We start from the raw sequence: 24,168 nt of genomic DNA on the forward strand, positions 1-24,168 counted from the left end.
ATCCTGTTCTTGTGCCGCACGTCATCGCACGGCATCTCACTTAGAAACGTTCGGTGCCCGTCAGGTAGCGCCATTGGCCCAGCGCCAGCTTGCCCATCGAAACGCCACCCAGGCGTATGCGGCGCATGCCCAGCAACTCCAGGCGCAGATAGGCGCACAGTTCGGAAATCTGGCCGGGTTGTGGGTTCTTCAGCACCAGGCGCAAATGGGTTTCGTTCTGCCAACTGGCCTTGGCCTTGGGCAACTCGCGGTCATTGCGGGTCACGCCGCGGGCCAGACGCTCGAGCATCTGCGCACTGGCTTCACCGCGCACCTGGACGACGAATTCCTGTTCGAGCTTGCGCAGGTCGGCGTTGATCTTGCGGGTAACCCGCCAGTCCTGGGTAAACACCTGCAAGCCGCTGGCACCCGGTTCCAGCGGTGCTACACAAGCCTGGCGGGTGAAATGCCCGTGCAAGGGGCGCACGCCTTCGCGATGGGCCTCGCTGAGGCTGGTCATGTTCATGCCAAGCCGGGCGGTTTCATTGTCCATGCCCGCGGCTTGGTGCAGCAGCAGCGTAACCGGCTCCAGGCTCTCGGCGCGTGCGCCGGGCAGCAGCTCCACATGCTGCTGCTCGACCTTGAACTGCGGCTGCTCGACCACCACGCCATCGACCGTCACCCAGCCTCCTTCGATATACAACTCAGCCTCGCGGCGGGAACAGCCAAGCTGCTCGACAAGGCGTTTGGACAGACGGACGGGTTCGGACATGACGACGATTCGCAAAGGCAATGAAAGGCTGCATTGTACCCTTCCCGCCGGGCGAGGGGCGGGAATCTGTGTCAATCAGGCCGTGCCGCGTCGGCGCATGTGCAGCAATGGATACGGCTGGCCCAGGCCGTCCTTGGGCGAACGGCCCACGATTTCGAAGCCCTGGTGCAGATAAAAGCCCAGCGCCTGGGTGTTCTGCTCGTTGACGTCGAGGGTCAGGCCATCCAACGCTTGCACAGCATGCTGCAGCAGCTGTTTGCCGATACCCCGGCCATGCCATTGCGGGTCCACGAACAACATGTCGATGCGCCCGCCCGCCACGCCGACAAAACCCTGGATGCTGCGATCAGGCCCACGGGCACAGACCAGCATCACCGCGTCCAGGTAGCGCCGCAGCACCTTGTCGCGCAGTAGCACGATGTAGAATTCGGGCAGGAAAGCGTGCGTTGCACGTACCGCGTCTTCCCACACGCTGACCAGCTTGGGGTAGTCGCTGAGATGGGGCGTTTCCAGGGTCGAGAAGGTGCGCATCGGGTCCTTGCTCCAGTGGCCCGTCAAACCAAGGATAGATGCTGGGGGAGGACGCGACCCGGGGCGGGCCGCGCCACTGCGACAGGAGGCCAGCGTGGCGCCCTGTCAGATGGGCTCTGCCCACATGTCGTATTCGTCGGCGTCTACCACGCGGCAACGCACCTTGTCGCCAGGCTTGAAGCCATGGTTGCCATCGATGAAGACACTGCCGTCGATTTCTGGCGCATCGAAGAAGCTGCGGCCCACCGAGCCTTGCTCTTCGACCTCATCGATGAGCACGTCGAGTTCCTTGCCGATGCGCATCTGCAGGCGGGCGGCGCTGATGGCCTGCTGGTGGGCCATGAAGCGGTCCCAGCGATCCTGTTTGATGTCGTCCGGGACGTCGGCCAGGCCCAGGTCATTGGCCGGTGCACCTTCGACGGGCGAATACTGGAAGCAGCCCACGCGGTCGAGCTGGGCTTCGGTCAGCCAGTCCAGCAGGTACTGGAAGTCTTCCTCGGTTTCCCCAGGGAAGCCGACGATGAAGGTCGAACGAATGACCAGCTCCGGGCACTGCTCGCGCCACTGCTTGATGCGGGCCAGGGTCCGGTCTTCGAAGGCCGGGCGCTTCATCGACTTGAGCACCTTGGGGCTGGCGTGCTGGAACGGGATGTCCAGGTACGGCAGGATCTTGCCGGCAGCCATCAACGGGATCACGTCGTCGACATTGGGGTACGGATACACATAGTGCAGGCGCACCCACGCACCCAGGCTGCTCAGGGCCTCGCACAACTCGAGCATGCGGGTCTTGACCGGCCGGCCGTTCCAGAAGTCGGTCTTGTACTTGACGTCTACGCCGTAGGCGCTGGTGTCCTGGGAAATCACCAGAATTTCCTTGACCCCGGCCTTGACCAAGCGCTCGGCCTCGCTCAGCACCTCGCCCACCGGGCGGCTGACCAGTTTGCCACGCATCGACGGGATGATGCAGAAGCTGCAGCTGTGGTTGCAGCCTTCGGAAATCTTCAGGTAGGCATAGTGGCGCGGCGTGAGCTTGACCCCTTGCGGCGGCACCAGGTCGATCAGCGGGTTGTGGTCCTGACGCGGCGGCACCACTTCGTGCACGGCGTTGACCACCTGCTCGTACTGCTGCGGACCGGTCACCGAAAGCACGCTTGGGTGCACATCGCGAATGCTGCCTTCCTCGACACCCATGCAGCCGGTGACGATCACCTTGCCGTTTTCCTTGATGGCTTCACCGATCACTTCGAGCGATTCGGCCTTGGCGCTGTCGATGAAACCGCAGGTGTTGACCACCACCACGTCGGCATCCTCGTACGTTGGCACGACTTCATAGCCTTCCATGCGCAACTGGGTCAGGATGCGCTCGGAATCGACCAGGGCTTTGGGGCAACCCAGGCTGACGAAACCGACCTTGGGGGTGGCGGGCGTGGTGGACATGACTAACCTCGGCATTGAATACAGGTCGCCCAGCGGTGATCGGGGGCGATCTTGACGGGCGCTTTTGGCGCCTCTGATCAAAAAGTGCGCAATTCTAGCGAGCGATGGGTCGATTGACCAGCACAAATACGACGAACGCTGCGCTATGCTTCGCGCCGTTACGCCAGGCCCGGATGGGCGACCTGGCATGCACGCTGACAACAGTGGCCGTGAGGGCCTTTTGCGGGAGTGGTCGATGGTTCAGGCAAGCAGTCACGCCGAGGGCGGGCACGCAGCAAAGCAGGGGGCGACCCGGTCGCTGGGCCTGCTGGTGGCGGCGGTCGGGGTGGTTTATGGCGATATCGGCACTAGCCCGCTGTATACCTTGAAGGAAGTGTTCACGGGCGGTTACGGGGTGCAGGTCAATCACGACGGTGTGCTGGGGATCCTGTCGTTGATCCTCTGGTCGCTGCTGTGGGTGGTGTCGTTCAAGTACGTGGTGTTCATCCTGCGTGCCGACAACCAGGGGGAGGGCGGCACCATGGCCCTGACCGCGCTGGCGCGGCGCGCCACGGCGGCGCATCCGCGCCTGCGGACCCTCATGGTGATCTGCGGCTTGATCGGTGCCTCGCTGTTCTATGGCGACAGCATGATCACCCCGGCCGTTTCGGTGCTCTCGGCCGTCGAGGGCCTGGGCCTGGCCTTCGATGGCATCGATCATTGGGTGGTGCCGGTGTCGCTGGTGGTGCTGGTGGCGCTGTTTCTGGTGCAGCGCCATGGCACCGAGAAAATCGGCAAGCTGTTCGGCCCGGTCATGGTCATCTGGTTCGTGGTGCTGGCCGTGCTGGGGGTTCATGGCATCGCACAGACGCCTGAAGTGCTCCGCGCCTTCAACCCCGGTTGGGCAGTCAATTTCTTCATCGTCCACCCCGGCATGGGCGTGGCCATCCTTGGCGCGGTGGTGCTGGCGCTGACCGGTGCCGAAGCCCTATACGCCGACATGGGGCATTTTGGCCGCAAGCCGATCGCACGGGCCTGGTTCGCCCTGGTGCTGCCGGCACTGGTGCTCAACTACTTCGGCCAGGGCGCCATGCTGCTGCAAAACCCCGAGGCCGCGCGCAACCCGTTCTACCTGTTGGCCCCCAGCTGGGCCTTGCTGCCGCTGGTCGGCCTTGCCACGCTGGCCACCGTCATTGCGTCGCAGGCGGTGATCTCCGGCGCCTTCTCGCTCACCCGACAGGCTATTCAACTGGGCTATATCCCGCGCATGCACATTCAGCACACCTCCAGTGACGAGCAAGGGCAAATCTACGTGGCGGCGGTCAACTGGACGTTGATGGTGGGCGTGGTGCTGCTGGTGATCGGCTTCGAGTCCTCGGGCGCCCTGGCGGCAGCCTATGGCGTGGCCGTCACCGGGACCATGTTGATGACGACCATTCTCGTGGCGGCGGTGATGTTGTTGCTGTGGAAGTGGCCACCGGTCCTGGCCGTGCCGCTCCTGCTCGGCTTCTTGTTCGTCGATGGGCTGTTCTTTGCCGCCAACGTTCCGAAGATCGTCCAGGGCGGGGCCTTCCCTGTGCTGGCGGGCGGTGTGCTGTTCCTGCTGATGAGCACCTGGAAACGTGGCAAGCAAATTCTCGTCGAGCGTATAGACGAAGGGGCGCTGCCACTGCCGCTGTTCATCAGCAGTATCCGCATCCAGCCGCCGCATCGGGTGGAGGGCACGGCAGTGTTTCTCACCGCGCGCTCGGATGCCGTGCCCCATGCATTGCTGCACAACATGCTGCACAACCAGGTGCTGCATAGCCAGGTCGTGTTGCTGACGGTGCTCAGCGAAGATCGACCCCGCGTGCCTGAGCAGGAGCGATTCGAGGTCGAGGCCTATGGCGATGGCTTCTTCAGGGTGGTGCTGCATTTCGGCTTCATGGATGAGCCGGACGTGCCGGCGGCGCTGAAACTCTGCCACCTGGACGAGCTGGACTTCACGCCCATGCGCACCACCTACTTCCTCAGCCGCGAAACCGTGATCGCGTCCAGGCTTGAAGGCATGTCGCGCTGGCGAGGCAACCTGTTCGCGTTTTTACTGAAGAATGCCAACGGCAATTTGAGGTTCTTCAACCTGCCACTCAACCGGGTGATCGAGTTGGGGACTCAGGTTGAGATCTGAAACAGGGTGGGGGAGCGGCTGAGGGGATTCCCCTAGGGCCTGGTGATGTTTGCGGCGAGACGAAGATACTGGGGCTGCTGCGCAGTTCATCGCGGCCGGTCCGGCGCCCCGGCGAGGCCGCCCCTACACTGACCGCATAACGCCTGAGTCAGGAGCTTCGCAGGGCTTTGTAGGAGCGGCCCTCGTGCCGCGATGGGCCGCAGCGCGGCCCCGGCAATATGCGCTGCGAAGCTGAAATCTTGGGGCTGCTGCGCAGCTTATCGCGGCATGAGGTCATGCAGAGCGCTGGGTAACCCCCGATCCGCGCTATCAGTGCCGAGCGCTCGACCTGGCCCTTGCAAACTGTACGTCCAATAGCCCTCAGTTCTGCTCAGCCACACTCGACTTGCCCTGACGCGTCTCGATCTCATCGATCAGCCGCTTGGCCAAGGCCGGGTAGTTTTCATCGAAGTGGTGCCCGCCCGGCAGTTTCAGGCGTTCGCCCACGGCGGTCTTGTCGGTGCAGCCGCTTTCGTCGCTTTCCTCCACCCCGTACACACACACCACTTTCGCAGCCGGCAGCTTGGCCATCTCAGGCCCGGTGGGCGCCTCTTGACCTTCCTTGCCCAGCCAGCCTTCGACTTCGATCTCGAAGCTGCCGCTGCGGGCAAAGGCCAGCAACATGACAGCGTCCACCCGTTGCTGGTCTTCCGCCGGCAGGCGGTTGTAGATGGCAGGCAGTACGTCTGCACCGAACGAGTACCCCGTCAGCACGAAACGCTTGGTCCCCCACTTCTGCCGGTAGTGATGCATCAGTTCGGACAGGTCGGCAGCGCTTTGCTCCGGTGTCTTGTGCTGCCAGTAGTAGCGCAGGGTATCGATGCCCACCACCGGATAGCCCAGCTTGGCCATCTCGCCGGCCACGTCGCGGTCCAGGTCGCGCCAGCCACCATCGCCGGACAAGAACAACGTAACGGTATCGGTGGTTTGACCGGCAGGTACCTCGACCACGGGGATCGCCAATGCGTTGCCATCCTGGCCCACCAAGGCCTGGGTCAGCTGTGCCTTGAGCACCTGCGGCAGGTGGATGTCATAGTCGCTGATGCTGGTTTCGGCATTGCTCTGGTCGCGCACGAAGGCCGCACTGGCATCGTCAGGGTTATCGTTCCACGCCACGCTCCAGTGGCCGTGGGGCGCGGTCTTGGGCAAGGGGGTCTGGCACCCTGGCTGCTCGACCGTAAAGCCCACGGAAATGGCCCGGGCCTTGTCGTCGTTCTGGCTGGCCAGCCAGCGCCAGGCTTGGGTGGCACCCGGGCCAATGCCGGCGACCAGGGTCGGTTTGCTCGGCAACTGCGCCAAGGCCGTGTCCATGGCTTGCTGCTGCTTGGTGCAATCACCGGCAGGCAGCACCACTTGCACCAATTGCGCCTCGGCCGCCTGGGCAAGGTCCAGCAGTTGCTTGTGGGTCAGGGCCTGGTCCTGCGGCACGCCGATCGCCACCCAGGCAGTGGGATGCACGCCTGGGGTGACGCGGGTGATGCTGGCATCATTGATTTGAAGCTGCTCAAGCTGTGCATCAGGCGCCGGGCGCGTCCAGAACCAGAACGCCGTGGCGCCGGCCAGGGCGGCCAGCAGCAGGGTCAGCAACAGGTAAAGCCAAAAGCGTCGGGTCATCAGCGTTTCACCAATCCAGTCAAGCCGCCGGCAATCAGGGCGGCAGTGTCGGCCAGAGCCACCAGCGGGTCGAGCCCGGCAGGCACGGCCATGTAGCGAGGTTCCCAGTCGGGCTGGAACTTGTCCTTGAACCGGCGCAGCCCTTGGAAGTTGTAGAGTTGCTCGCCACGGCGGAATACCATCGAGCCCAGGCGCTGGGTCAGGGGCGCACCGCGCCGTGGTTGTAGCCCCGAAAGCGGCACCATGCCCAGGCTGAAGCGGCCGTAGTCATGGCTTTTGTAATGCAGGATCAAGCCGATCATCATGAACTCCATGGTCAGCTTGGGCGCCTGCGGGTGTGCGCGCATCAGGTCGAGGCTGGCCAACTCGTTGCTATGGGTCTCGAGCAGGTTGGCAAAGGCCACAGGTTGGCCCTGGAAACGAATCAGGGCGATACGGAAATGTTGCAGATAATCCGGGCTGAAACGGCCCAGCGAAAAACCCTTTTCGCGAACGTTCTTGCCACTGAGCCATGCATCGGAAATTTCCTTGAGCTCAGCCAGCGGCGCATGGCCTGGCTCATGGATTTCCAGGCTCAGCCCGTCACGGCCGCCTCGATTCCACGTGTAGCGCAGGTCTTTCATCTCCTTGCCTTTGGCGTCGAGGTCGAAGCGGCGCAGGTCGACACGGGCTTCTTCACCCAGCTTCAAGGCGGTCAGGCCGATATCCATGTAGAACGGCAGGTTCTCCGCACGCACCTGGTAAAACACCGGTCGGGCGTGGTGCAGGTCGCACAGGTCGCGGAACTGCCAGATCATTTCGGCACGCTCCTGGGCCGGCCCGATCGGATCGTAGAGCGCTACCAAGCTGCGACCACGGCGGGCATACATCAGGAACGCGTTGTCCCTGGGATGGAACAGCAGCGCCTTGTCGCCGGTCAGGGCCAGGCCGCCATCGGGCTGGTCGGATGCCTGCAGAATGCGATGGGCACGTTGCAATTCGGCTTCATCGGGCAGGTGGATCACCGGCGGTGCGGTGCGCAGCAGCCAGGTCAGCGCCAGCGCTGCGAGCAGCAAGGCACTGCCCATCGCCGCACGCAGCCCACGGGGGGCATCGGCGTCCAGGGTGAACTGCCACCACAGCTGATGGCTGTAGGGCACATCCTGGTAGGCGAACAACAGTAGCCACACCGAGGCGCCCACTGCGCAGGCGCTGGCCACCAGGTACACCGGCGAGAACGGCAGCTCCATCAAACGGCTGGGCCGGTAGAACGAGCGGCGGAACAAGGCCAGGAGCGCGGCCGTGAAGGTCAGCAGGCAGGCTTCCTCCCAATCGAACCCCTTGAGCAGCGAGAGCAATGCACCCACCAGCAACAGCACCGTGGTCAGCAGCCACGCGGCCGACAAGCGCCGACGCAGGCCTTGGGCCAGCAGCAGGCACAGTACGCCGATCAGGCTGGCGCCGAAGTGGGAGGCATCGATCAGCCGATGAGGGATCAGAAAGCCCATGTGCTCAAGGCGGGTATCGATCTCGGGCGTGGCGCCGGAAAACAGCAGTACCACCCCAGACAGAAATACCATGATGGCCAGGATCGGCGCTGCCAGCCCGGAGGCAGCCTTCATGGCCTGCCGCGCGAACAGCAAGCGCCGGGCTTCGTTGGCCAACAGCAGGACGCAGGCCAGCAGAAGCGGCAGCACCACATAGATGATGCGGTACAACAGCAACGCGGCCGCCAATGGCGCAGCGCCCAATTGATCGGCGAAGGCGGCCAGCAGGATGGCCTCGAACACACCAACGCCACCCGGTACATGGCTGAGAACGCCCGCGGCCAGCGCCAGGAGGTAGACCAGTACGAAGGCACCGAACGGGGGTGCTTCGGGCAGCAGCAGGTAGAGCACGGTAGCGGCGGCGGCGACGTCCAGTGCCGTGATCAGTAGCTGCAGGCCAGTAAGCCGGGCGCCGGGCAGTCGCAGCGTACGCCGACCCAGTTGCACCAGCAGGTTGTCAGGCACTGGCTGCTCGGCCAGCCGCTTGCGGTACAGGCCTACCGCCAACAGTGCGCAGGCGGCCAGGACGGCAACCGCGATGCCGGCCAGCAAGCCTTGCGGCAACCGCAGGGCAGCCGAGGCGGCGGGCAGATTGCTAAGGGTGGCCAATGCTGCGAGCGGCGGCAGTGCACAACCCAGTGAAAGGCTCGCGAAGACGGTCATGCGCGCTACCTCGCCCGCCCCCACGCCTTGGCGTGCATACAGCCGGTAGCGCACCGAGCCGCCCGACAGCATGGACAGGCCGATGGCATTGCCGATGGCGAAGGCGCTGAAACCGCCCAGTATCAACGTTCGCGCAGGTAGCTTGACCCCAGCGTAGCGGCTGGCCGACCACTCGTAGCCCAGCAGAATCACGAATCCGATCACGGTCGCCAGCAGCGCGCCAAGCAGTGACTGCACCGGCACTTCGAGCATGGCATCGTGCAAGGCATAGATGTCCAGCTCGCTCAGCAGGTGGCGGCAGGCGATCAAAGCCATGGTGAACAGCACCAGCGTCACCGCCAGCCCGATCGGCTGACGATAGCGGCTTATCCGTTCAAGCAAGGGCAGGCGCTGCACGGCTCCGGGCAACGCTGTGGCCAGCGGCACCGTAGGTTCAGGGTTCTGAGCGGTCATGAATTACCCCGGGCGTCAGGCACGAGGTGAAGAAGAGGCGCGGCCAAGTGAAAGTCCCTTTGGAAAACGTATCCAATATTACTCCGGCCATGGGCGCATAACAGCCCGGCAGGGGTTAAAGATAGTTCATCCACGCAAGGGCAGCGCCCGCCGCTAATCGGGGGTGCGCCAAGGCATGCAGGCATCGCTTGCAAGTAAGGGAGGTAGAAACGAAAAACCCCGCGCGTATCGCTACGTGCGGGGTTTGTTCTGACGAATATGGTTGCGGGAGCCGGATTTGAACCGACGACCTTCGGGTTATGAGCCCGACGAGCTACCAGACTGCTCCATCCCGCGTCAGAGGTGCGCATTGTACAGCGAAGTGCATTGATGTCAAGTGTTCAATGAAGCGCGCGGCCAACACTCGAACAGGGCAGGGCGCATCCGTGCTAATCCTGCCGCCGTATGACAGGCAAAGAAAAAGGCCACTGCGTTAACAGTGGCCTTTTCTTGAAGTTGGTTGCGGGAGCCGGATTTGAACCGACGACCTTCGGGTTATGAGCCCGACGAGCTACCAGACTGCTCCATCCCGCGTCTGTGGGGCGGATTCTACAGCTTTAGCAGGGGGTGTCAAGTGCTACTCATTGATTTACCGAGGTTTTTTTCGAATTGCTTTACGCGCGCGCAAAGAAAAAGGCCACTGCGTTAACAGTGGCCTTTTCACGAATCTGGTTGCGGGAGCCGGATTTGAACCGACGACCTTCGGGTTATGAGCCCGACGAGCTACCAGGCTGCTCCATCCCGCGCCTGTGAGATCGAATTCTACGGATTTCTTGCCCAGTGTCAAGCAAATAGTATGAAAAGCCCTTTTTGTTCAACCCTTTAGCCTTGCAAGGCGCGGGCTGGGGTCGCTCCCCTGAGCCGAAGACCGGCGTTGCCCAACCCACGGCCATGCTGTTTGAACACGAAACCATGCGCTATTATCTGTATGAATTTACAGTGCCTACGGTCATCCATGCCCTTGCGCAAGATCATTCACGTCGACTGCGACTGCTTTTATGCTGCCATCGAAATGCGCGACGACCCTCGTCTTGCAGGTCGCCCCATGGCAGTGGGCGGGTCGGCCGAAAGGCGTGGGGTCATCGCCACGTGCAATTATGAAGCGCGTGCCTACGGGGTGCGTTCTGCAATGTCGTCCCGTCACGCCCTCAAGTTGTGCCCGGACTTATTGATCGTCAAGCCGCGCTTCGAGGCTTACCGTGAGGCTTCTCGAGAGATCCATGCCATCTTTCGTGACTACACCGACCTGATCGAGCCGCTGTCCTTGGACGAGGCCTACCTGGATGTCAGCGAAAGCCAATGGTATGCCGGCAGCGCTACACGCATCGCCGAGGACATCCGTCGGCGCGTGGCCCGTACCCTGCATATCACCGTCTCGGCCGGAGTGGCGCCCAACAAGTTTCTGGCCAAGATCGCCAGCGACTGGCGAAAGCCCAATGGCCTGTTCGTGATCAGGCCTGATGAAATAGAAGCGTTCGTGGCGACGCTGCCGGTCACCCGTCTGCACGGTGTGGGCAAGGTCACAGCAGACAAGCTGACCCGCCTGGGGATCGACACCTGCTCGCAGTTGCGCGAATGGTCTCGCCTGGCGCTGGTGCGAGAGTTCGGCACCTTTGGCGAGCGGTTGTGGGGACTGGCGCGTGGTATCGATGATCGCGTGGTTCAAAACGACAGCCGGCGGCAGTCGGTCAGCGTCGAGAATACCTACGACACCGACCTGCCGGATTTGCCCAGTTGCCTGGCACGGTTGCCGGAATTGCTGCAGAGCCTGAACGAGCGCATCGAGCGGATGGACAGCACCTACCGGCCGGAAAAGCCTTTCGTCAAGGTCAAGTTCCATGACTTTACCCAGACCACCCTTGAGCAAGCAGGCGCCGGCAGGGACTTGGACAGTTACCGGCAGCTGGTGACGCAGGCGTTCGCGCGCGGTGGTAAACCTGTGCGATTGCTAGGTGTAGGGGTGAGATTGCGGGACTTGCGCGGTGCGCATGAACAGCTGGAGCTTTTCCCGCCGCTATAGCGTGCAGTTGAAGAAAGGTGTTGAGAGGCGCGAAAGTGCCGCTGTTGTGGCGTACTTCAGGTTTATCGCCGACATGTCGGCTTCTAGCATGGGACCAGGCAGTGTGTAAGGTCTTTTAAAAGCAGTTGCCGGCGTTGAGCCCAACACGGGTTCAACGCAGGTCAACCACAGGCGGCCATCAATGCCCGGGATCGGCAACCAGCCGGCCAGTGGCCTTGGTCAGGGACTGCAAGAACTCCTGTTGCAACTCGGGATCGTTGCGCGTCAGCTCGATCAGGCTCTGCTCCAACTCACTGGCTTCCTCTTCAAGGCCCAGCTCGGACAGCCGCTTGACCCGGTGCACCCACTGGCTCACCTCATCATCTTCGAGGTCGTCGAAAATCAGCTCGTGAGCTTCGCGCAACTTGTTGCGCAGCGTGGCGCTGATCAACAAACTGGCGTCACCGCGCACGGCATTGTCCTCATCGACCACTTGCAGGTGCAAGGTGCCGACATGGTTGAGGTTCTGCTCCGAGAAGGGGCTGTCGAGCAGGTTCAGGCGCAGGATGCCCGCGCGGTCGGTGGTCAGCTCATAGGTGTTCTTGCCGGCCTTTACCTCCACCAGGCGCTCGCTCCACGGCATGCTCGTGGCCTCTTCGCGCTTGGCTTTCTGCACTTCGCTGATACCTGCCAGGTTCTGCTGGGCGCGGCCGTTGGAAGGCACGTTCATGAACGGATTAAGGCCGTCCACGCCATAACTGAGCCAATCGTGGGTAATGCTCTGGGGCAGGTTGCCCAAGGCGAAGACGTTGACCACGTTGGCACCCACGCCTGCTACAACCGCCACGGCGCCCAGCGGAATCTCGTAGGTTTCCCGCCAGGGTTGGTAAGGCGTGTAGCGGTCGTAGTGGCGCGTCACCTCGAACTCGGTGACCTCGAAACGCTTCTGCTCATGTACGCGTACACGTCGTTGCGGCAGCTCCATCACCTTCGGCTCGCCAACGTCGATCTGCAGGGTGTGTTCGAGCAGTTTGCGCTCGACGCGCTCCTCGTGGTCGCTGCGCTGGGGCATCTGGTTGGCGCAGCCGCTGACGAGCAGGGCGCCGCACAGTGCGGCGCCCTTGAGCTTATAGGTACTTCGCTTGGACATGATCACTCGTGCATTGATTATCAGCGGCGAACGCGGGCCTGCAGGAAGGTCAGCACTTCTTCGAGTGGCAACACCTGGGCATCCTGCTCGGTACGGTGTTTGTATTCCAGGTTGCCATCGGCCAGGCTGCGATCACTGACGACGATGCGATGTGGAATGCCGATCAGCTCCATGTCGGCAAACTTGATGCCGGGGCTGGTCTTCTTGTCGCGATCGTCGAGCAGTACTTCGTAACCTGCCGCCGTCAGCTCGGCATACAGCTTGTCGGTCGCTTCGCGAACCACGTCGGTTTCATAGCGCAGGGGTACCAGGGCAATCTGGAAGGGCGCCAGGGCGTCGTTCCAGATGATGCCTTTCTCATCGTGGTTCTGCTCGATAGCAGCCGCTACCACGCGGGACACGCCGATGCCATAGCAGCCCATGGACAGCATGACCGGCTTGCCGTTTTCGCCCAGAACCTGGCACTTGAGGGCTTCGCTGTACTTGGTACCCAGCTGGAAGATGTGACCCACCTCGATGCCACGCTTGATGACCAGAGTACCCTGGCCATCCGGGCTCGGGTCGCCTTCGACCACGTTGCGCAGGTCGGCCACCTGGGGCACTGGCAAGTCACGCTCCCAGTTGACCCCGAAATAGTGCTTGTCGTCGATATTGGCACCGATACCGAAGTCGCTCATCAGGGCGACCGAACGGTCGATCACGCACTCGAGCGGCAGGTTCAGCGGGCCCAGCGAGCCTGCCCCAGCACCGATGGCCTCGCGCAGTTCGGCATCGGTGGCCATGACCAGGGGGTCAGCCACCTGTTCCAGCTTGGCGGCCTTGATTTCGTTGAGCTCGTGATCGCCGCGCACGATCAGGGCGACCAGCTTGCCTTCCTCGGCGCCGCGTACGATCAAGGTCTTGACGGTCTTTTCGATCGGCAGACCGAAGTTTTCGACCAGCTGGGCGATGGTCTTGGCATCGGGCGTATCGACCAGGCGCAGCTCTTCGGTTGGGGCAGGGCGCACGGTCTCGCGCGGCACGGCCTCGGCCTTTTCGATGTTGGCAGCATAGTCGGAGCTATCGCTGAAGATCACATCGTCCTCACCGGACTGCGCCAGGACGTGGAATTCATGGGAGTAGCTGCCACCAATGGAACCGGTGTCGGCCTGCACCGGACGGAAATCCAGCCCCAGACGGGTGAACACATTGGTGTACGCTTGGTGCATGCGGTCATAGGTTTCCTGAAGGGAAGCCTGGTCGGCATGGAAGGAGTAGGCGTCTTTCATGATGAACTCGCGACCACGCATCAGGCCGAAGCGCGGGCGGATTTCATCGCGGAATTTGGTTTGGATCTGGTACATGTTCAACGGCAGCTGCTTGTAGCTCGACAGCTCGTTGCGCGCCAGGTCGGTGATGACCTCTTCGTGGGTTGGGCCCACGCAGAAATCGCGCTGATGCCGGTCCTTGACCCGCAGCAGCTCGGGGCCGTACTGCTCCCAGCGGCCGGACTCCTGCCACAGTTCGGCAGGCTGGATGCTGGGCATGAGCACTTCAAGGGCGCCGGCGGCGTTCATTTCCTCGCGCACCACGTTCTCGACCTTGCGCATTACCCGCAGGCCCATCGGCAGCCAGGTGTATAGGCCCGAAGCCAGTTTGCGGATCATGCCGGCACGCAGCATGAGCTGATGGCTGATGACCACTGCGTCGGCAGGGGTTTCTTTTTGGGTGGCGAGCAAATATTGACTGGTGCGCATGGTTAGCCGTGTCGATTGCCTAAGACGTTGAAATAGCCCCGCATTGTACGGGGGTGAAGCCAAGGCGTACAGGATGCCCCAGGGCGTCCTGCTTGTCAGCCAAGAAAAAGCCCGGCACGGTCGCCGGGCTTTTCAGGTGCGGAGCGTTGCAAGCCAGGCTTACAGGATGCTCAGCGGGTACTCCACGATCAGGCGCAGCTCGTCCAGCGATGGGGAGCCGTAGTAGACGCCATCGGAAGAACGGTAGGTGGCTTGACGAACGCGGAAGCTCAGGTCCTTGGCAGGGCCCTCTTGCATCACGTACTTGATGTCGATGTCGCGTTCCCATTCCTTGCCGTTGCTGGTGGTGCCGGTGTCGGCGCCGCTGCCACGCACGTAGCGGGTCATGAAGCTCAGGCCTGGAATGCCGTACTCGGCGAAGTTCAGGTCGTAGCGAGCCTGCCAGGACTTCTCGCCTTCGGCGTTGAAGTCGGAACGGGCCACGGAGTTGGCCAGGAACACGGTGCCGCCACCGTCGACGCCGTAGCCGTAGTCGCCGTCGCCGGTCACTTTCTGGTAGGCCAGGGTGAAGGTGTGGGCGCCGATGTTGTACGCACCGGACAGGCTGAACGCACGGTTGTCGAGCTTGGTCACACCGTCTTTTTCGGCGCGCTGCAGGCCTTGGCCGTCGCTCTTGGTGTCATAGAAGTTGAAGTCGAACACCAGGCCTTGCTTGTCCGACAGCGGCAGCGCCCAGTTGACGTTGGCGTAGTATTTGCGCCAGTAGTCTTCGACCTTGGAGTAGTACAGGCTGGTGGACAGGCTGTCGGTGAAGGCATAGGTGCCGCCGAATACGTCGGCTTCTTTCAGGCGCAGGCTGTCACGGTTGGTCTGTTCCTGACCGGTCAGGCTGGTGAAGCGACCCGCGTGCAGGGTCAGGCCCTTGATGTCGTTGCTGGTCAGCAACGCGCCCTGGGCGATTTCCGGCAGCAGGCGGCTGTCGTCGGTGGCGAACACTGGCAGGGCAGTGAACTGGTCGCCGACTTTCAGTACGGTGTCGGAGATACGGAATTTAACCGCGCCGCCACCCTTGGAATAGTCATCCTGTGCACGGCCGTCCGAGCCGTTCGGGAACAGGCCGGTGCCAGCACGGCCCTTGCCGCTGTCCAGTTTCAGGCCGAGCATGCCAATGGCGTCGATACCCACGCCCACGGTGCCCTGGGTGAAGCCCGACTCATAAGTACCCACGAAGCCGAGGCCGGTTTCTTCACGGCGGCTCTGGCCGCCTTCGTTGTTGCGGAAATCACGGCTGAAATACAGCATGCGAGTTTTGACGCTCAGCTTGCTGTCTTCAATGAAACCTTTGGACTCATCCTGCGAAGAGGCCAGTGCCATCTGCGAGGACCCCGCCGAAACGGCCAGGGCGATCATGCTCCACTTCATCACGCGCATCGTGACTTGCTCCTTTGGTTTTTTTAGGAAGAGTACCGCTGCATCCAGGTGTTCTAGTTATAGGGTGCAGCTCTTTCTTGTTATGTCGGCGAAAATGTATAGCACGCTGAAGGTCGTTGGCGATATGGCGTAAAGCACTCTTGATGGAACTTTTTGGCCGTGTCGCTGTCGGGCAATTCAGCGTCGCATCCGAGGGTGGTGACGCCCGGTGTGCAGGTGTTTCAGAGAGCATGCCGACTTGGGGTGAAGGCAATGCAACAAGCGTGCTCAACTTGGGCTGGCATTGATGAATTTTTCACAAAATTTTCAGGAATTCGTTTCAACCGCCGTAAACACGGGGGTTGGTCGGACTGCACCTCAAGACCGCCCGGCCGGGCTATTCAGTTGGCTAGCTTGCTATCAAAGTCAATGTGTTACCGCAACATGTTAATGCGGTGTCAATTGTGGTGGGCTAGGGAGTCAGTTGACGTGGCGAAGCACCTTATTGGTGCGAAAAGTAGCGCTGTGTTACCGCAATTGCGCAAGGTATCCTTGCTGCCGTCTTTACCGCCACCGTGCGGGTCGCTTTGCCTGAAGGAGGTACGCCGTGTTCGTTCTTGATCCACGCTTGCACCAGGACACTTGGGTGCTGGGCAATTTCGCCCTGTGCCAGTTGCTGCTGAGCCGAGATGCCAACTACCCCTGGTTCATCCTGGTGCCGCGCCGTGCCGAGGTCAGCGAATTGTTCGACCTGAGCCTGGATGACCAGCACCTGCTCTGGCAGGAAACCACGCAGCTTGCCGAGGCGCTTAAGCGCAGCTACTGGGCTGACAAGATGAACGTGGCGACGCTGGGCAATGTGGTCAGCCAAATGCACATGCACGTGATCGTTCGCCAGCACGATGATGTGGCCTGGCCTGCACCGGTCTGGGGCAAATGCCCGGCCGTGGCCTATACCGACGCACAAGTACAGGCGATACGCGCCCGCGTACGAAATCTGCACCTCGAAGGTTTCCAGGAGGCCGCCGATGTCGCTTGAGCCGAGAATGATCGAGCTGGAAACGCGCCAGGCATTCCAGGACGACACCCTCCAGGCGCTCAACGATGTGGTGGTCGAGCAAGGGCGCGTGATCGAGCGGCTGCAGTTGCAGATGGCCGAGTTGATCAAACGTTACGAAGAGATGGCAGGTCAGTATGGCAGCGAGGGTGAAGAGGCGCCGCCGCCTCACTATTGATCATCTGGTCGTCAGGCCTGTCGCACCCGTGGGCGAAGCGACAGGCCTGGTTTCAACGTGTTGAAGCCTGCTCGCCTGTCAGCGGCGCGTGACGGGGACCACATCCTCGGCCTGCAGGCCCTTGTCGCGGTGCATGACCGAGAACTCTACGCGTTGACCCTCTACCAGGATGCGATGGCCCTCGCCGCGGATGGCGCGAAAGTGCACGAAGATGTCATCGCCTGAGTCCCTGGAAATGAACCCGAACCCCTTGGACGTATTGAACCACTTGACCGTGCCCATATCTCGGTTGCCGGCCTCCGTCAGTGGCTGTTGGCTGCTGCGTACCTTGCGCGTGCCCTGGGCAAAGCCTGCGCCCAGGTGCAGGACCACGGCCAGAGCGGCGCACACCAGCGCCGCGAGGTTGCCAAGCTCCGGTCGAGCCAGCACGGTAAGGGTCTGCAGCACCACGGCCACCACCAGCAGGGCGCAGGCCAGGTATTGCAGCTGCTGCCTGGCACCTCGGTAGTACAGCGGCAGGACAGGCGCCAGGATCAGGTTGAGCAAGCCGAACAGGGCCAGGTAGACCGCGTCGGGTTGTTGCAGGAAAGGCGTTGCCTCGGTTTTAAGACTGGGTATGAACGCTAGCAGCAAGGCTGCCGCGCCTGTCACCAGGTGGACGATCTTGAACATGGGATTGGCTCACATTGATTGAAGCTGATCACGGGAAGAGCTGATGGCCCGGTGCGCATGAAGTGTTGGCGCGAACACGTGGCCTTCAGCCTATGCATTCGGCAATTGCAGTCCGCACGAATGGCACGCTGCCTATTTAACCGTAAACCTGCAGGCTACTCAAACTGCACCCGGCGCCCTGTGCCTGCGGCCACCTGACAGAGGCGCGGCGCTCAGAGTGTTGCTAAAGTGGTCGGCACCCGCTTGGGTTTCACGTTTTCCGAAGGGGAGCATCATGGCAATCGATATCGGCATCAGTGAAGAAGATCGCAAGTCCATCGTCGATGGGCTTTCCCGCCTGCTTTCAGATACCTACGTGCTGTATCTGAAAACCCACAACTTCCATTGGAACGTCACCGGGCCCTCGTTCCGTACCCTGCACCTGATGTTCGAGGAGCAGTACAACGAGCTGGCGCTGGCGGTGGACGCCATTGCCGAGCGCATCCGCGCCCTGGGGTTCCCGGCGCCTGGGTCCTACGCGTTCTACGCCAAGCACTCTTCGATCAAGGAAGAGGAGGGGGTTCCCCCAGCCGACGAGATGATCCGGCAACTGGTGCAAGGGCAGGAAGCGGTAGTGCGCACCGCCCGCAGTATCTTCCCAGCGGTTGACAAGGTCAGCGATGAACCCACGGCCGATCTGCTGACCCAGCGCATGCAGGTCCACGAAAAGACTGCATGGATGCTGCGCGTGTTGCTCGACGAGAAATAGCCGGACCGTGCCGACAGGCCTGCCCAGGGTGACTGGGCCGGCCTGCCGGTTTCTGTGCGGGAAGGGTTTGCCGCTGCTCTGCACTGGCGCGTTCGGCGCTTGATACACCCCTTGGTTCAATCATCAGGAGGTGTGCAGATGGCTCAGTCTGGCAAGCGGACGGCAGGTCAGGGGCGCTGGCCCGGCAAGCAATGCGTCGACCCATTCACGGCAGATTTCGACATGTTGCAGACCCAGCCTGTTTCCCGCTCGGTGCGGCTCAATGGTTTTTCCACCTGTCTGCGCCTTGAAGCCGTGTATTGGGGTATCCTCGAGCGCATTGCCGCTGCCAACCAGTGCTCGGTCAGTGCGGTGTTGTCCTACGTCGACCGTGAGGTGCACCTGCGCCAGGGGGGCGTGCGCAACTTCAGCGGGCTGATACGGGTGATCTGCGTGGCCTGGTTGCAGCAGCCACCGACGTCGCACTGATTGCCCGGCGGGCTGCGCAGCGCTGGTTAACCATATATAATCCCGCCTTTTGCTGCCCAGGCAGCCAGCGTTATGGTTGACGAGAGACATCCATGCCCCTTTACGACTATCAATGTGCGTCCTGCGAGCACCGTATGGAAGTGCTGCAGAAAATCAGCGCCGCGCCGCTCACCGATTGCCCGGCCTGCCAGGCGCCGGCGATGAAGAAACTGCTGTCGGTACCCGGCTTTCGCCTGAGCGGTAACGGCTGGTACGAAACCGACTTCAAGACCGGTGCGAAAAAGAATCTGGCAGGCGGCGACAAGGCCGACTGAGTTGAATGCTATGACCGGGTCTTGCAGTATTAGCCCTCCGGGCGGCCAAGGCCTCCATCGAATACACGAATCACGAGAAGCGAAACCACCATCATGATGCGCAGCCATTATTGCGGCCAACTGAACGAGAGCCTGGACGGCCAGGAAGTCACCCTTTGCGGCTGGGTCCATCGTCGCCGGGACCACGGCGGGGTGATCTTCCTCGACATCCGTGACCGCGAGGGCATGGCCCAGGTCGTTTTCGATCCGGATCGCGCCGACACCTTCGCCGCAGCAGACCGTGTGCGCAGCGAGTATGTCGTGCAGATCACCGGCAAGGTCCGCCGTCGCCCGGAAGGTGCGGTGAACAGCAACATGGCCTCCGGTGCCATCGAAATCCTCGGCTACCAGCTCAATGTGCTGAACGAAGCCGAAACCCCGCCGTTCCCGCTGAACGAATACTCCGACGTTGGTGAAGAAACGCGTCTGCGCTACCGCTTCATCGACCTGCGTCGCCCTGAGATGGCCGACAAGCTGCGCCTGCGTTCGCGCATCACCAGCAGCATTCGACGCTTTCTCGACGAAAACGGCTTCCTCGACGTGGAAACGCCGATCCTGACCCGCGCCACCCCTGAAGGCGCGCGCGACTACCTGGTGCCAAGCCGTACCCACGCCGGTAGCTTCTTCGCCCTGCCGCAGTCGCCACAGCTGTTCAAGCAGTTGCTGATGGTCGCCGGTTTCGATCGTTACTACCAGATTGCCAAGTGCTTCCGTGACGAAGACCTGCGTGCCGATCGCCAGCCGGAATTCACCCAGATCGACATCGAGACCAGCTTCCTGGACGAGTCCGAGATCATGGGCCTGACCGAGAGCATGATCCGCAAGCTGTTCAAGGAAGTGCTGGACCTGGAGTTCGGCGAATTCCCGCACATGACCTTCGAGGAAGCCATGCGTCGCTATGGCTCCGACAAGCCAGACCTGCGCATCCCGCTGGAGCTGGTTGACGTCGCCGACCAGCTCAAGGACGTGGATTTCAAGGTATTCGCCGGCCCCGCCAACGATCCTAAATGCCGCGTCACCGCGCTGCGCCTGCCAGGCGGCGCCAGCATGCCGCGCAGCAAGATCGACGAATACACCAAGTTCGTCGGCATCTACGGTGCCCGTGGCCTTGCCTACATCAAGGTCAACGAGCGTGCCAAGGGCGTTGAAGGTCTGCAGTCGCCGATCGTCAAGAACATCCCCGAGGCCAATCTCAACACCATCCTCGACCGCGTGGGCGCCGTTGACGGCGACATCGTGTTCTTCGGTGCCGACAAGTTCAAGGTGGTCAGCGAAGCGCTGGGCGCCCTGCGTATTCGTCTGGGTCACGACTTTGAACTGTTCATCTGCGAGTGGGCGCCGATGTGGGTCGTCGATTTCCCCATGTTCGAAGAAAACGAAGACGGCAGCTTCACCGCGCTGCACCACCCGTTCACCGCGCCCAAGTGCACGCCCGAGGAACTGGAAGCCAACCCGGCCACGGCCCTGTCCCGTGCCTATGACATGGTGCTCAACGGCACCGAACTCGGTGGCGGCTCGATCCGTATCCACCGCAAGGAAATGCAGCAGGCCGTGTTCCGCCTGCTGGGTATCGAGGCGGCGGAACAGGAAGAGAAGTTCGGCTTCCTGCTCGATGCCCTGAAGTTCGGTGCACCGCCTCACGGTGGCCTGGCCTTCGGCCTGGATCGCCTGGTCATGCTGATGACCGGCGCCCAGTCGATTCGTGAAGTGATTGCCTTCCCGAAAACCCAGAGCGCCGCGTGTGTCATGACCCAGGCGCCGGGCATGGTCGATGCCAAGGCATTGCGTGAGCTGCACATCCGTCTGCGCGAGCAGACCAAGGTCGAGTAATCGGCCCGGGCGCAGCCGGCGGTTGCGCCCACGCGCTTTGGCGCAGTCTTTCCACGTTCCGCCCTTCGGGGCGGAACCTGTTTCTGTTACACGGATCGGGAGTCGTTATGGCGGGTCATTCCAAGTGGGCGAACATCAAGCACCGCAAAGAGCGCCAGGATGCCAAGAGGGGCAAGGTATTCACCAAGTGGATCCGCGAGCTGACAGTCGCTGCCAAGCAAGGCGGCCCGGACCCTGCCTCCAACCCGCGCCTGCGCCTGGCGCTGGACAAGGCCCTGGGCGCCAACATGAGCCGCGATATCATCGATCGCGCAGTGGCCCGTGGCGCCGGCACGAACGAAAGCGACAACGTCGAAGAGCTCACCTATGAAGGTTACGGGCCGGGCGGTGTAGCGATCATGGTCGAGGCCATGACCGATAACCGCAACCGCACAGCTGCAGCCGTGCGCCATGCCTTTACCAAGTGTGGGGGCAACCTGGGCACCGATGGCTCGGTCGCCTACCTGTTCGAGCGCAAAGGGCAGATCAGTTTTGCGCCGGGCCTGGAGGAGGATGCCTTGATGGAGGCGGCGATGGAGGCCGATGCCGACGACGTGGTGGCCCACGAGGACGGCTCGTTTGACGTGTTCACCTCGTTCAACAGCTTCTACGCCGTGCGCAATGCCTTGGAAGAGGCCGGTTTCAAGGCGACCGACGCCGAAATCGTGATGCAGCCGACCACCAGCGCCGAACTCGATCAGGAGGGCGCCGAGAAGGTACTCAAGCTGATCGACATGCTCGAAGACCTGGACGACGTACAGAACGTCTACTCCAATGCGCAGATTTCCGACGAGATCATGGAAAACCTCGGCTGAAGGCTTTCCGGCGCGCCATACTGACGCTTCCGGGCGTCGTACAGGCCCTTTCGCAGGGCACCCGTGGCACAGGTGGCGACACATGCGACCTGGCCAGGGGGTTGATCTGCGAAAGGGCCTGTACTGTTTGCACACTGCTTCACTTCAACGACAGGCGCTATGACTCTGATTCTAGGTATCGACCCCGGCTCGCGCATCACAGGTTATGGCGTCGTCCGCCAGACCGCACGTGGTTGCGAGTACGTGGCCTCAGGCTGCATCCGCACAGGCAGTGGTGAGCTGCACGAGCGCTTGCAGATCGTGTTTCGGGGGGTCAGCGAAGTCATCGGCCAGCACGGCCCGGTGACCATGGGCATCGAGCGCGTGTTCATGGCCCGCAACGCCGATTCCGCCCTCAAACTGGGACAAGCCCGAGGCGCGGCCATCGTCGCCGCGGCTGAAGCAGGCTTGGAAATCGCCGAGTACAGCGCCACTCAGGTCAAGCAGGCGGTGGCCGGTACCGGCGGGGCGAACAAGGACCAGGTGATGATGATGGTCATGCACCTGCTCAAGCTGACCCAGAAGCCCCAGATCGATGCTTCCGACGCGCTGGCCATCGCCTTGTGCCATGCCCACACCCGTTCGAGTCTGGTGCCCCATGGGCTGTCGACGGCGCGTCGGCGCGGTGGGCGCTTGCGTCTGTAAGCGCTTCATGCGCTGATACACATTTTGTGCAGGTGGAGCGTCCGCCTGCCGTATTTGCTGATAGGGTTGAGCGGCCATCGAGCAGCTCCCCGTGAAAAGGATCGAAACGTGATCGGACGTTTGCGCGGCACCCTGGCGGAAAAGCAGCCGCCGCACCTCATCATCGACGTCAATGGCGTGGGCTACGAACTGGAAGTCCCCATGACGACGCTTTATCGCCTGCCCAAGGTCGGCGAACCGGTGACAGTGCACACACACCTTGTGGTGCGCGAAGACGCCCACCTGCTCTATGGCTTTGCCGAAAAGCGCGAGCGCGAATTGTTCCGCGAACTCATTCGGCTCAACGGTGTAGGCCCCAAGCTGGCCCTGGCACTGATGTCCGGGCTTGAGATCGATGAGCTGGTGCGCTGCGTCCAGGCCCAGGACGCCTCGGTGTTGGTACGCGTACCCGGCGTAGGCAAAAAAACAGCAGAGCGCCTGCTGGTCGAGCTCAAGGACCGCTTCAAGGCCTGGGAAACGTCACCGGCCATGTTCACGCTGGTGTCCGATGGCCCACTGCCGGCCGCCAGCGAGTCCAGCGCCGAGGCGGATGCGGTCAGCGCCCTGGTGTCCCTGGGCTACAAGCCTCAGGAAGCGAGCAAGGCCATCGGCGCGATCAAGGACAAGTCGGGGCTTTCCAGTGAAGAGCTGATTCGTCGCAGCCTCAAGGGGATGATTACCAAGTGATCGAAGCCGACCGCCTGATCGCTGCCAGTGGCCGCGACCGCGAAGAAGTCCAGGATCGCGCCATCCGGCCATTGCGGCTGGAGGAGTACATCGGCCAGCCCGTGGTGCGCGAGCAGATGGCGTTGTTCATCCAGGCGGCGCGTGGGCGCAGCGAGTCGCTCGACCACACCCTGATCTTCGGCCCGCCAGGCCTGGGCAAGACCACCCTGGCCAACATCATCGCCCACGAAATGGGTGTGTCGGTCAAAAGCACCTCGGGGCCGATTCTCGAGCGCCCTGGCGACTTGGCCGCCATGCTGACCAACCTTGAGCCTCATGACGTGCTCTTCATCGATGAGATCCACCGGCTCTCGCCGGTCGTCGAAGAAGTGCTCTACCCAGCCATGGAAGACTTCCAGCTCGACATCATGATCGGCGAAGGCCCGGCGGCCCGCTCGATCAAGCTCGACCTGCCACCTTTCACACTGGTCGGGGCCACGACGCGCGCCGGCATGCTCACCAACCCGCTGCGCGATCGTTTCGGTATCGTGCAGCGGCTGGAGTTCTACAGCGACAAGGACCTGGCCACCATCGTCAGCCGTTCGGCCAACATCCTGGGCCTGGTCATCGAGGACCTCGGTGCCTACGAGATCGCACGCCGTGCCCGTGGCACGCCGCGCATTGCCAACCGCTTGCTGCGGCGGGTACGCGACTACGCCGAGGTGCGCGGCAAAGGCCAGATCACCAAGGCCGTGGCCGACATGGCGCTCAACCTGCTGGACGTCGATGAGCGCGGCTTCGACCATTCCGACAGGCGCCTGCTGCTGACCATGATCGAGAAGTTCGACGGTGGCCCGGTCGGCGTCGACAACCTTGCCGCCGCCATCAGCGAAGAACGTCACACCATCGAGGACGTGCTCGAGCCCTATCTCATCCAGCAGGGCTACATCATGCGCACCCCCCGTGGCCGTGTGGTGACTCGGCACGCCTACCTGCACTTCGGCCTGAATGTTCCCGGGCGGTTGGGGGAGGGCGCGGATTTTTCCGAGCCGGGTGATGAATGACAGATCGAAACACGCTTTTCGTGGTCCTACCGCTGGCATGCAGCGGGGGCGTTGACACCTG

21 protein-coding genes and 3 tRNA genes are annotated in these 24,168 nt (G+C 62.3%); 12 read left to right on the plus strand and 12 right to left on the minus strand.

All coding sequences use genetic code 11. The features are described from left to right. Positions 1-40 precede the first annotated feature (40 nt). From CWR53_RS05865 to rimO, 3 genes are all read right to left on the minus strand, one after another. Positions 41-751, minus strand: coding sequence for an rRNA pseudouridine synthase (locus CWR53_RS05865; protein ID WP_100851021.1), 711 nt, complete (start codon positions 749-751; stop codon positions 41-43). Between the two features lie 75 nt (positions 752-826). Continuing rightward, positions 827-1,282, minus strand: a complete 456-nt coding sequence (locus CWR53_RS05870; protein WP_100851022.1) for a GNAT family N-acetyltransferase — start codon at positions 1,280-1,282, stop codon at positions 827-829. A 105-nt stretch (positions 1,283-1,387) separates the two neighbouring features. Continuing rightward, a complete protein-coding gene (gene rimO / locus CWR53_RS05875) occupies positions 1,388-2,719 on the minus strand; it encodes a 30S ribosomal protein S12 methylthiotransferase RimO (protein WP_100851023.1) in 1,332 nt (443 codons plus the stop codon). A 235-nt stretch (positions 2,720-2,954) separates the two neighbouring features. Between rimO and CWR53_RS05880 the strand changes: the two genes are divergently transcribed. Further along, complete coding sequence (locus tag CWR53_RS05880; protein ID WP_100851024.1) at positions 2,955-4,865, plus strand: potassium transporter Kup; 1,911 nt, start codon at positions 2,955-2,957, stop codon at positions 4,863-4,865. A gap of 360 nt (positions 4,866-5,225) precedes the next feature. On the opposite strand, the gene CWR53_RS05885 is transcribed toward CWR53_RS05880, so the two are convergent. From CWR53_RS05885 to CWR53_RS05905, 5 genes are all read right to left on the minus strand, one after another. Continuing rightward, complete coding sequence (locus tag CWR53_RS05885; protein ID WP_100851025.1) at positions 5,226-6,518, minus strand: virulence factor family protein; 1,293 nt, start codon at positions 6,516-6,518, stop codon at positions 5,226-5,228. After that, the gene (gene mprF / locus CWR53_RS05890) at positions 6,518-9,160 is read right to left on the minus strand and encodes a bifunctional lysylphosphatidylglycerol flippase/synthetase MprF (RefSeq protein WP_058604323.1); all 2,643 of its coding nucleotides are present in this window, start codon (positions 9,158-9,160) and stop codon (positions 6,518-6,520) included. The genes CWR53_RS05885 and mprF overlap by 1 nt, the downstream gene beginning before the upstream one ends. A 259-nt stretch (positions 9,161-9,419) precedes the next feature. Beyond that, positions 9,420-9,496, minus strand: a tRNA-Met gene (locus CWR53_RS05895). Positions 9,497-9,656: 160 nt separating this feature from the next. After that, positions 9,657-9,733: transfer RNA gene (locus tag CWR53_RS05900), tRNA-Met, on the minus strand. A gap of 135 nt (positions 9,734-9,868) precedes the next feature. Beyond that, positions 9,869-9,945: transfer RNA gene (locus CWR53_RS05905), tRNA-Met, on the minus strand. Positions 9,946-10,160: 215 nt separating this feature from the next. Here CWR53_RS05905 and dinB point away from each other — a divergent pair. Further along, a complete protein-coding gene (gene dinB, locus CWR53_RS05910; protein ID WP_375335485.1) occupies positions 10,161-11,219 on the plus strand; it encodes a DNA polymerase IV in 1,059 nt (352 codons plus the stop codon). 178 nt (positions 11,220-11,397) lie between these two features. Here the strand turns inward: dinB and CWR53_RS05915 are convergent, their stop codons facing one another. From CWR53_RS05915 to CWR53_RS05925, 3 genes are all read right to left on the minus strand, one after another. Then, complete coding sequence (locus CWR53_RS05915; protein ID WP_100851027.1) at positions 11,398-12,348, minus strand: hypothetical protein; 951 nt, start codon at positions 12,346-12,348, stop codon at positions 11,398-11,400. 20 nt (positions 12,349-12,368) lie between these two features. Beyond that, a complete protein-coding gene (locus CWR53_RS05920) occupies positions 12,369-14,084 on the minus strand; it encodes a proline--tRNA ligase (protein WP_100851028.1) in 1,716 nt (571 codons plus the stop codon). A gap of 159 nt (positions 14,085-14,243) precedes the next feature. After that, positions 14,244-15,515, minus strand: a complete 1,272-nt coding sequence (locus CWR53_RS05925) for an OprD family porin (RefSeq protein ID WP_058604319.1) — start codon at positions 15,513-15,515, stop codon at positions 14,244-14,246. A gap of 586 nt (positions 15,516-16,101) precedes the next feature. On the opposite strand from CWR53_RS05925, the gene CWR53_RS05930 reads away from it, so the two are divergent. Continuing rightward, positions 16,102-16,533 carry an HIT domain-containing protein gene (locus CWR53_RS05930; protein WP_100851029.1) on the plus strand — a complete coding sequence of 144 codons (432 nt, stop codon included), beginning with the start codon at positions 16,102-16,104 and terminating at the stop codon, positions 16,531-16,533. Then, complete coding sequence (locus tag CWR53_RS05935; RefSeq protein WP_023536323.1) at positions 16,523-16,729, plus strand: SlyX family protein; 207 nt, start codon at positions 16,523-16,525, stop codon at positions 16,727-16,729. Before CWR53_RS05930 ends, CWR53_RS05935 begins: the two co-directional genes overlap by 11 nt. A 78-nt stretch (positions 16,730-16,807) precedes the next feature. Here the strand turns inward: CWR53_RS05935 and CWR53_RS23345 are convergent, their stop codons facing one another. Continuing rightward, positions 16,808-17,401, minus strand: a complete 594-nt coding sequence (locus CWR53_RS23345) for a cold shock domain-containing protein (protein ID WP_058604317.1) — start codon at positions 17,399-17,401, stop codon at positions 16,808-16,810. A gap of 274 nt (positions 17,402-17,675) precedes the next feature. Between CWR53_RS23345 and CWR53_RS05945 the strand changes: the two genes are divergently transcribed. The 8 genes from CWR53_RS05945 to ruvB all read left to right on the plus strand — a co-directional run bounded on the left by CWR53_RS05945 (position 17,676) and on the right by ruvB (position 24,107). Continuing rightward, a complete protein-coding gene (locus tag CWR53_RS05945) occupies positions 17,676-18,149 on the plus strand; it encodes a Dps family protein (protein ID WP_023536324.1) in 474 nt (157 codons plus the stop codon). Positions 18,150-18,287: 138 nt separating this feature from the next. Continuing rightward, positions 18,288-18,617: a ribbon-helix-helix domain-containing protein gene (locus CWR53_RS05950; RefSeq protein WP_027914213.1), complete on the plus strand. Its 330-nt coding sequence runs from the start codon at positions 18,288-18,290 to the stop codon at positions 18,615-18,617. Between the two features lie 92 nt (positions 18,618-18,709). Further along, complete coding sequence (locus CWR53_RS05955; protein ID WP_023536249.1) at positions 18,710-18,931, plus strand: FmdB family zinc ribbon protein; 222 nt, start codon at positions 18,710-18,712, stop codon at positions 18,929-18,931. A 93-nt stretch (positions 18,932-19,024) separates the two neighbouring features. Further along, positions 19,025-20,800: an aspartate--tRNA ligase gene (gene aspS, locus CWR53_RS05960; protein WP_100851030.1), complete on the plus strand. Its 1,776-nt coding sequence runs from the start codon at positions 19,025-19,027 to the stop codon at positions 20,798-20,800. Positions 20,801-20,907: 107 nt separating this feature from the next. Then, positions 20,908-21,654 carry a YebC/PmpR family DNA-binding transcriptional regulator gene (locus CWR53_RS05965; protein WP_100851031.1) on the plus strand — a complete coding sequence of 249 codons (747 nt, stop codon included), beginning with the start codon at positions 20,908-20,910 and terminating at the stop codon, positions 21,652-21,654. 159 nt (positions 21,655-21,813) lie between these two features. Further along, a complete protein-coding gene (ruvC, locus tag CWR53_RS05970) occupies positions 21,814-22,338 on the plus strand; it encodes a crossover junction endodeoxyribonuclease RuvC (protein WP_023536229.1) in 525 nt (174 codons plus the stop codon). Between the two features lie 108 nt (positions 22,339-22,446). Next, positions 22,447-23,064, plus strand: coding sequence for a Holliday junction branch migration protein RuvA (ruvA, locus tag CWR53_RS05975; protein WP_058604315.1), 618 nt, complete (start codon positions 22,447-22,449; stop codon positions 23,062-23,064). Next, on the plus strand, positions 23,061-24,107 hold the full coding sequence (gene ruvB / locus CWR53_RS05980) for a Holliday junction branch migration DNA helicase RuvB (protein WP_023536242.1): 1,047 nt from the start codon (positions 23,061-23,063) through the stop codon (positions 24,105-24,107). Before ruvA ends, ruvB begins: the two co-directional genes overlap by 4 nt. Positions 24,108-24,168 lie beyond the last annotated feature (61 nt).

This window comes from Pseudomonas sp. SGAir0191 (assembly GCF_002812565.2).
In the GTDB taxonomy this organism is placed as follows: domain Bacteria; phylum Pseudomonadota; class Gammaproteobacteria; order Pseudomonadales; family Pseudomonadaceae; genus Aquipseudomonas; species Aquipseudomonas parafulva_B.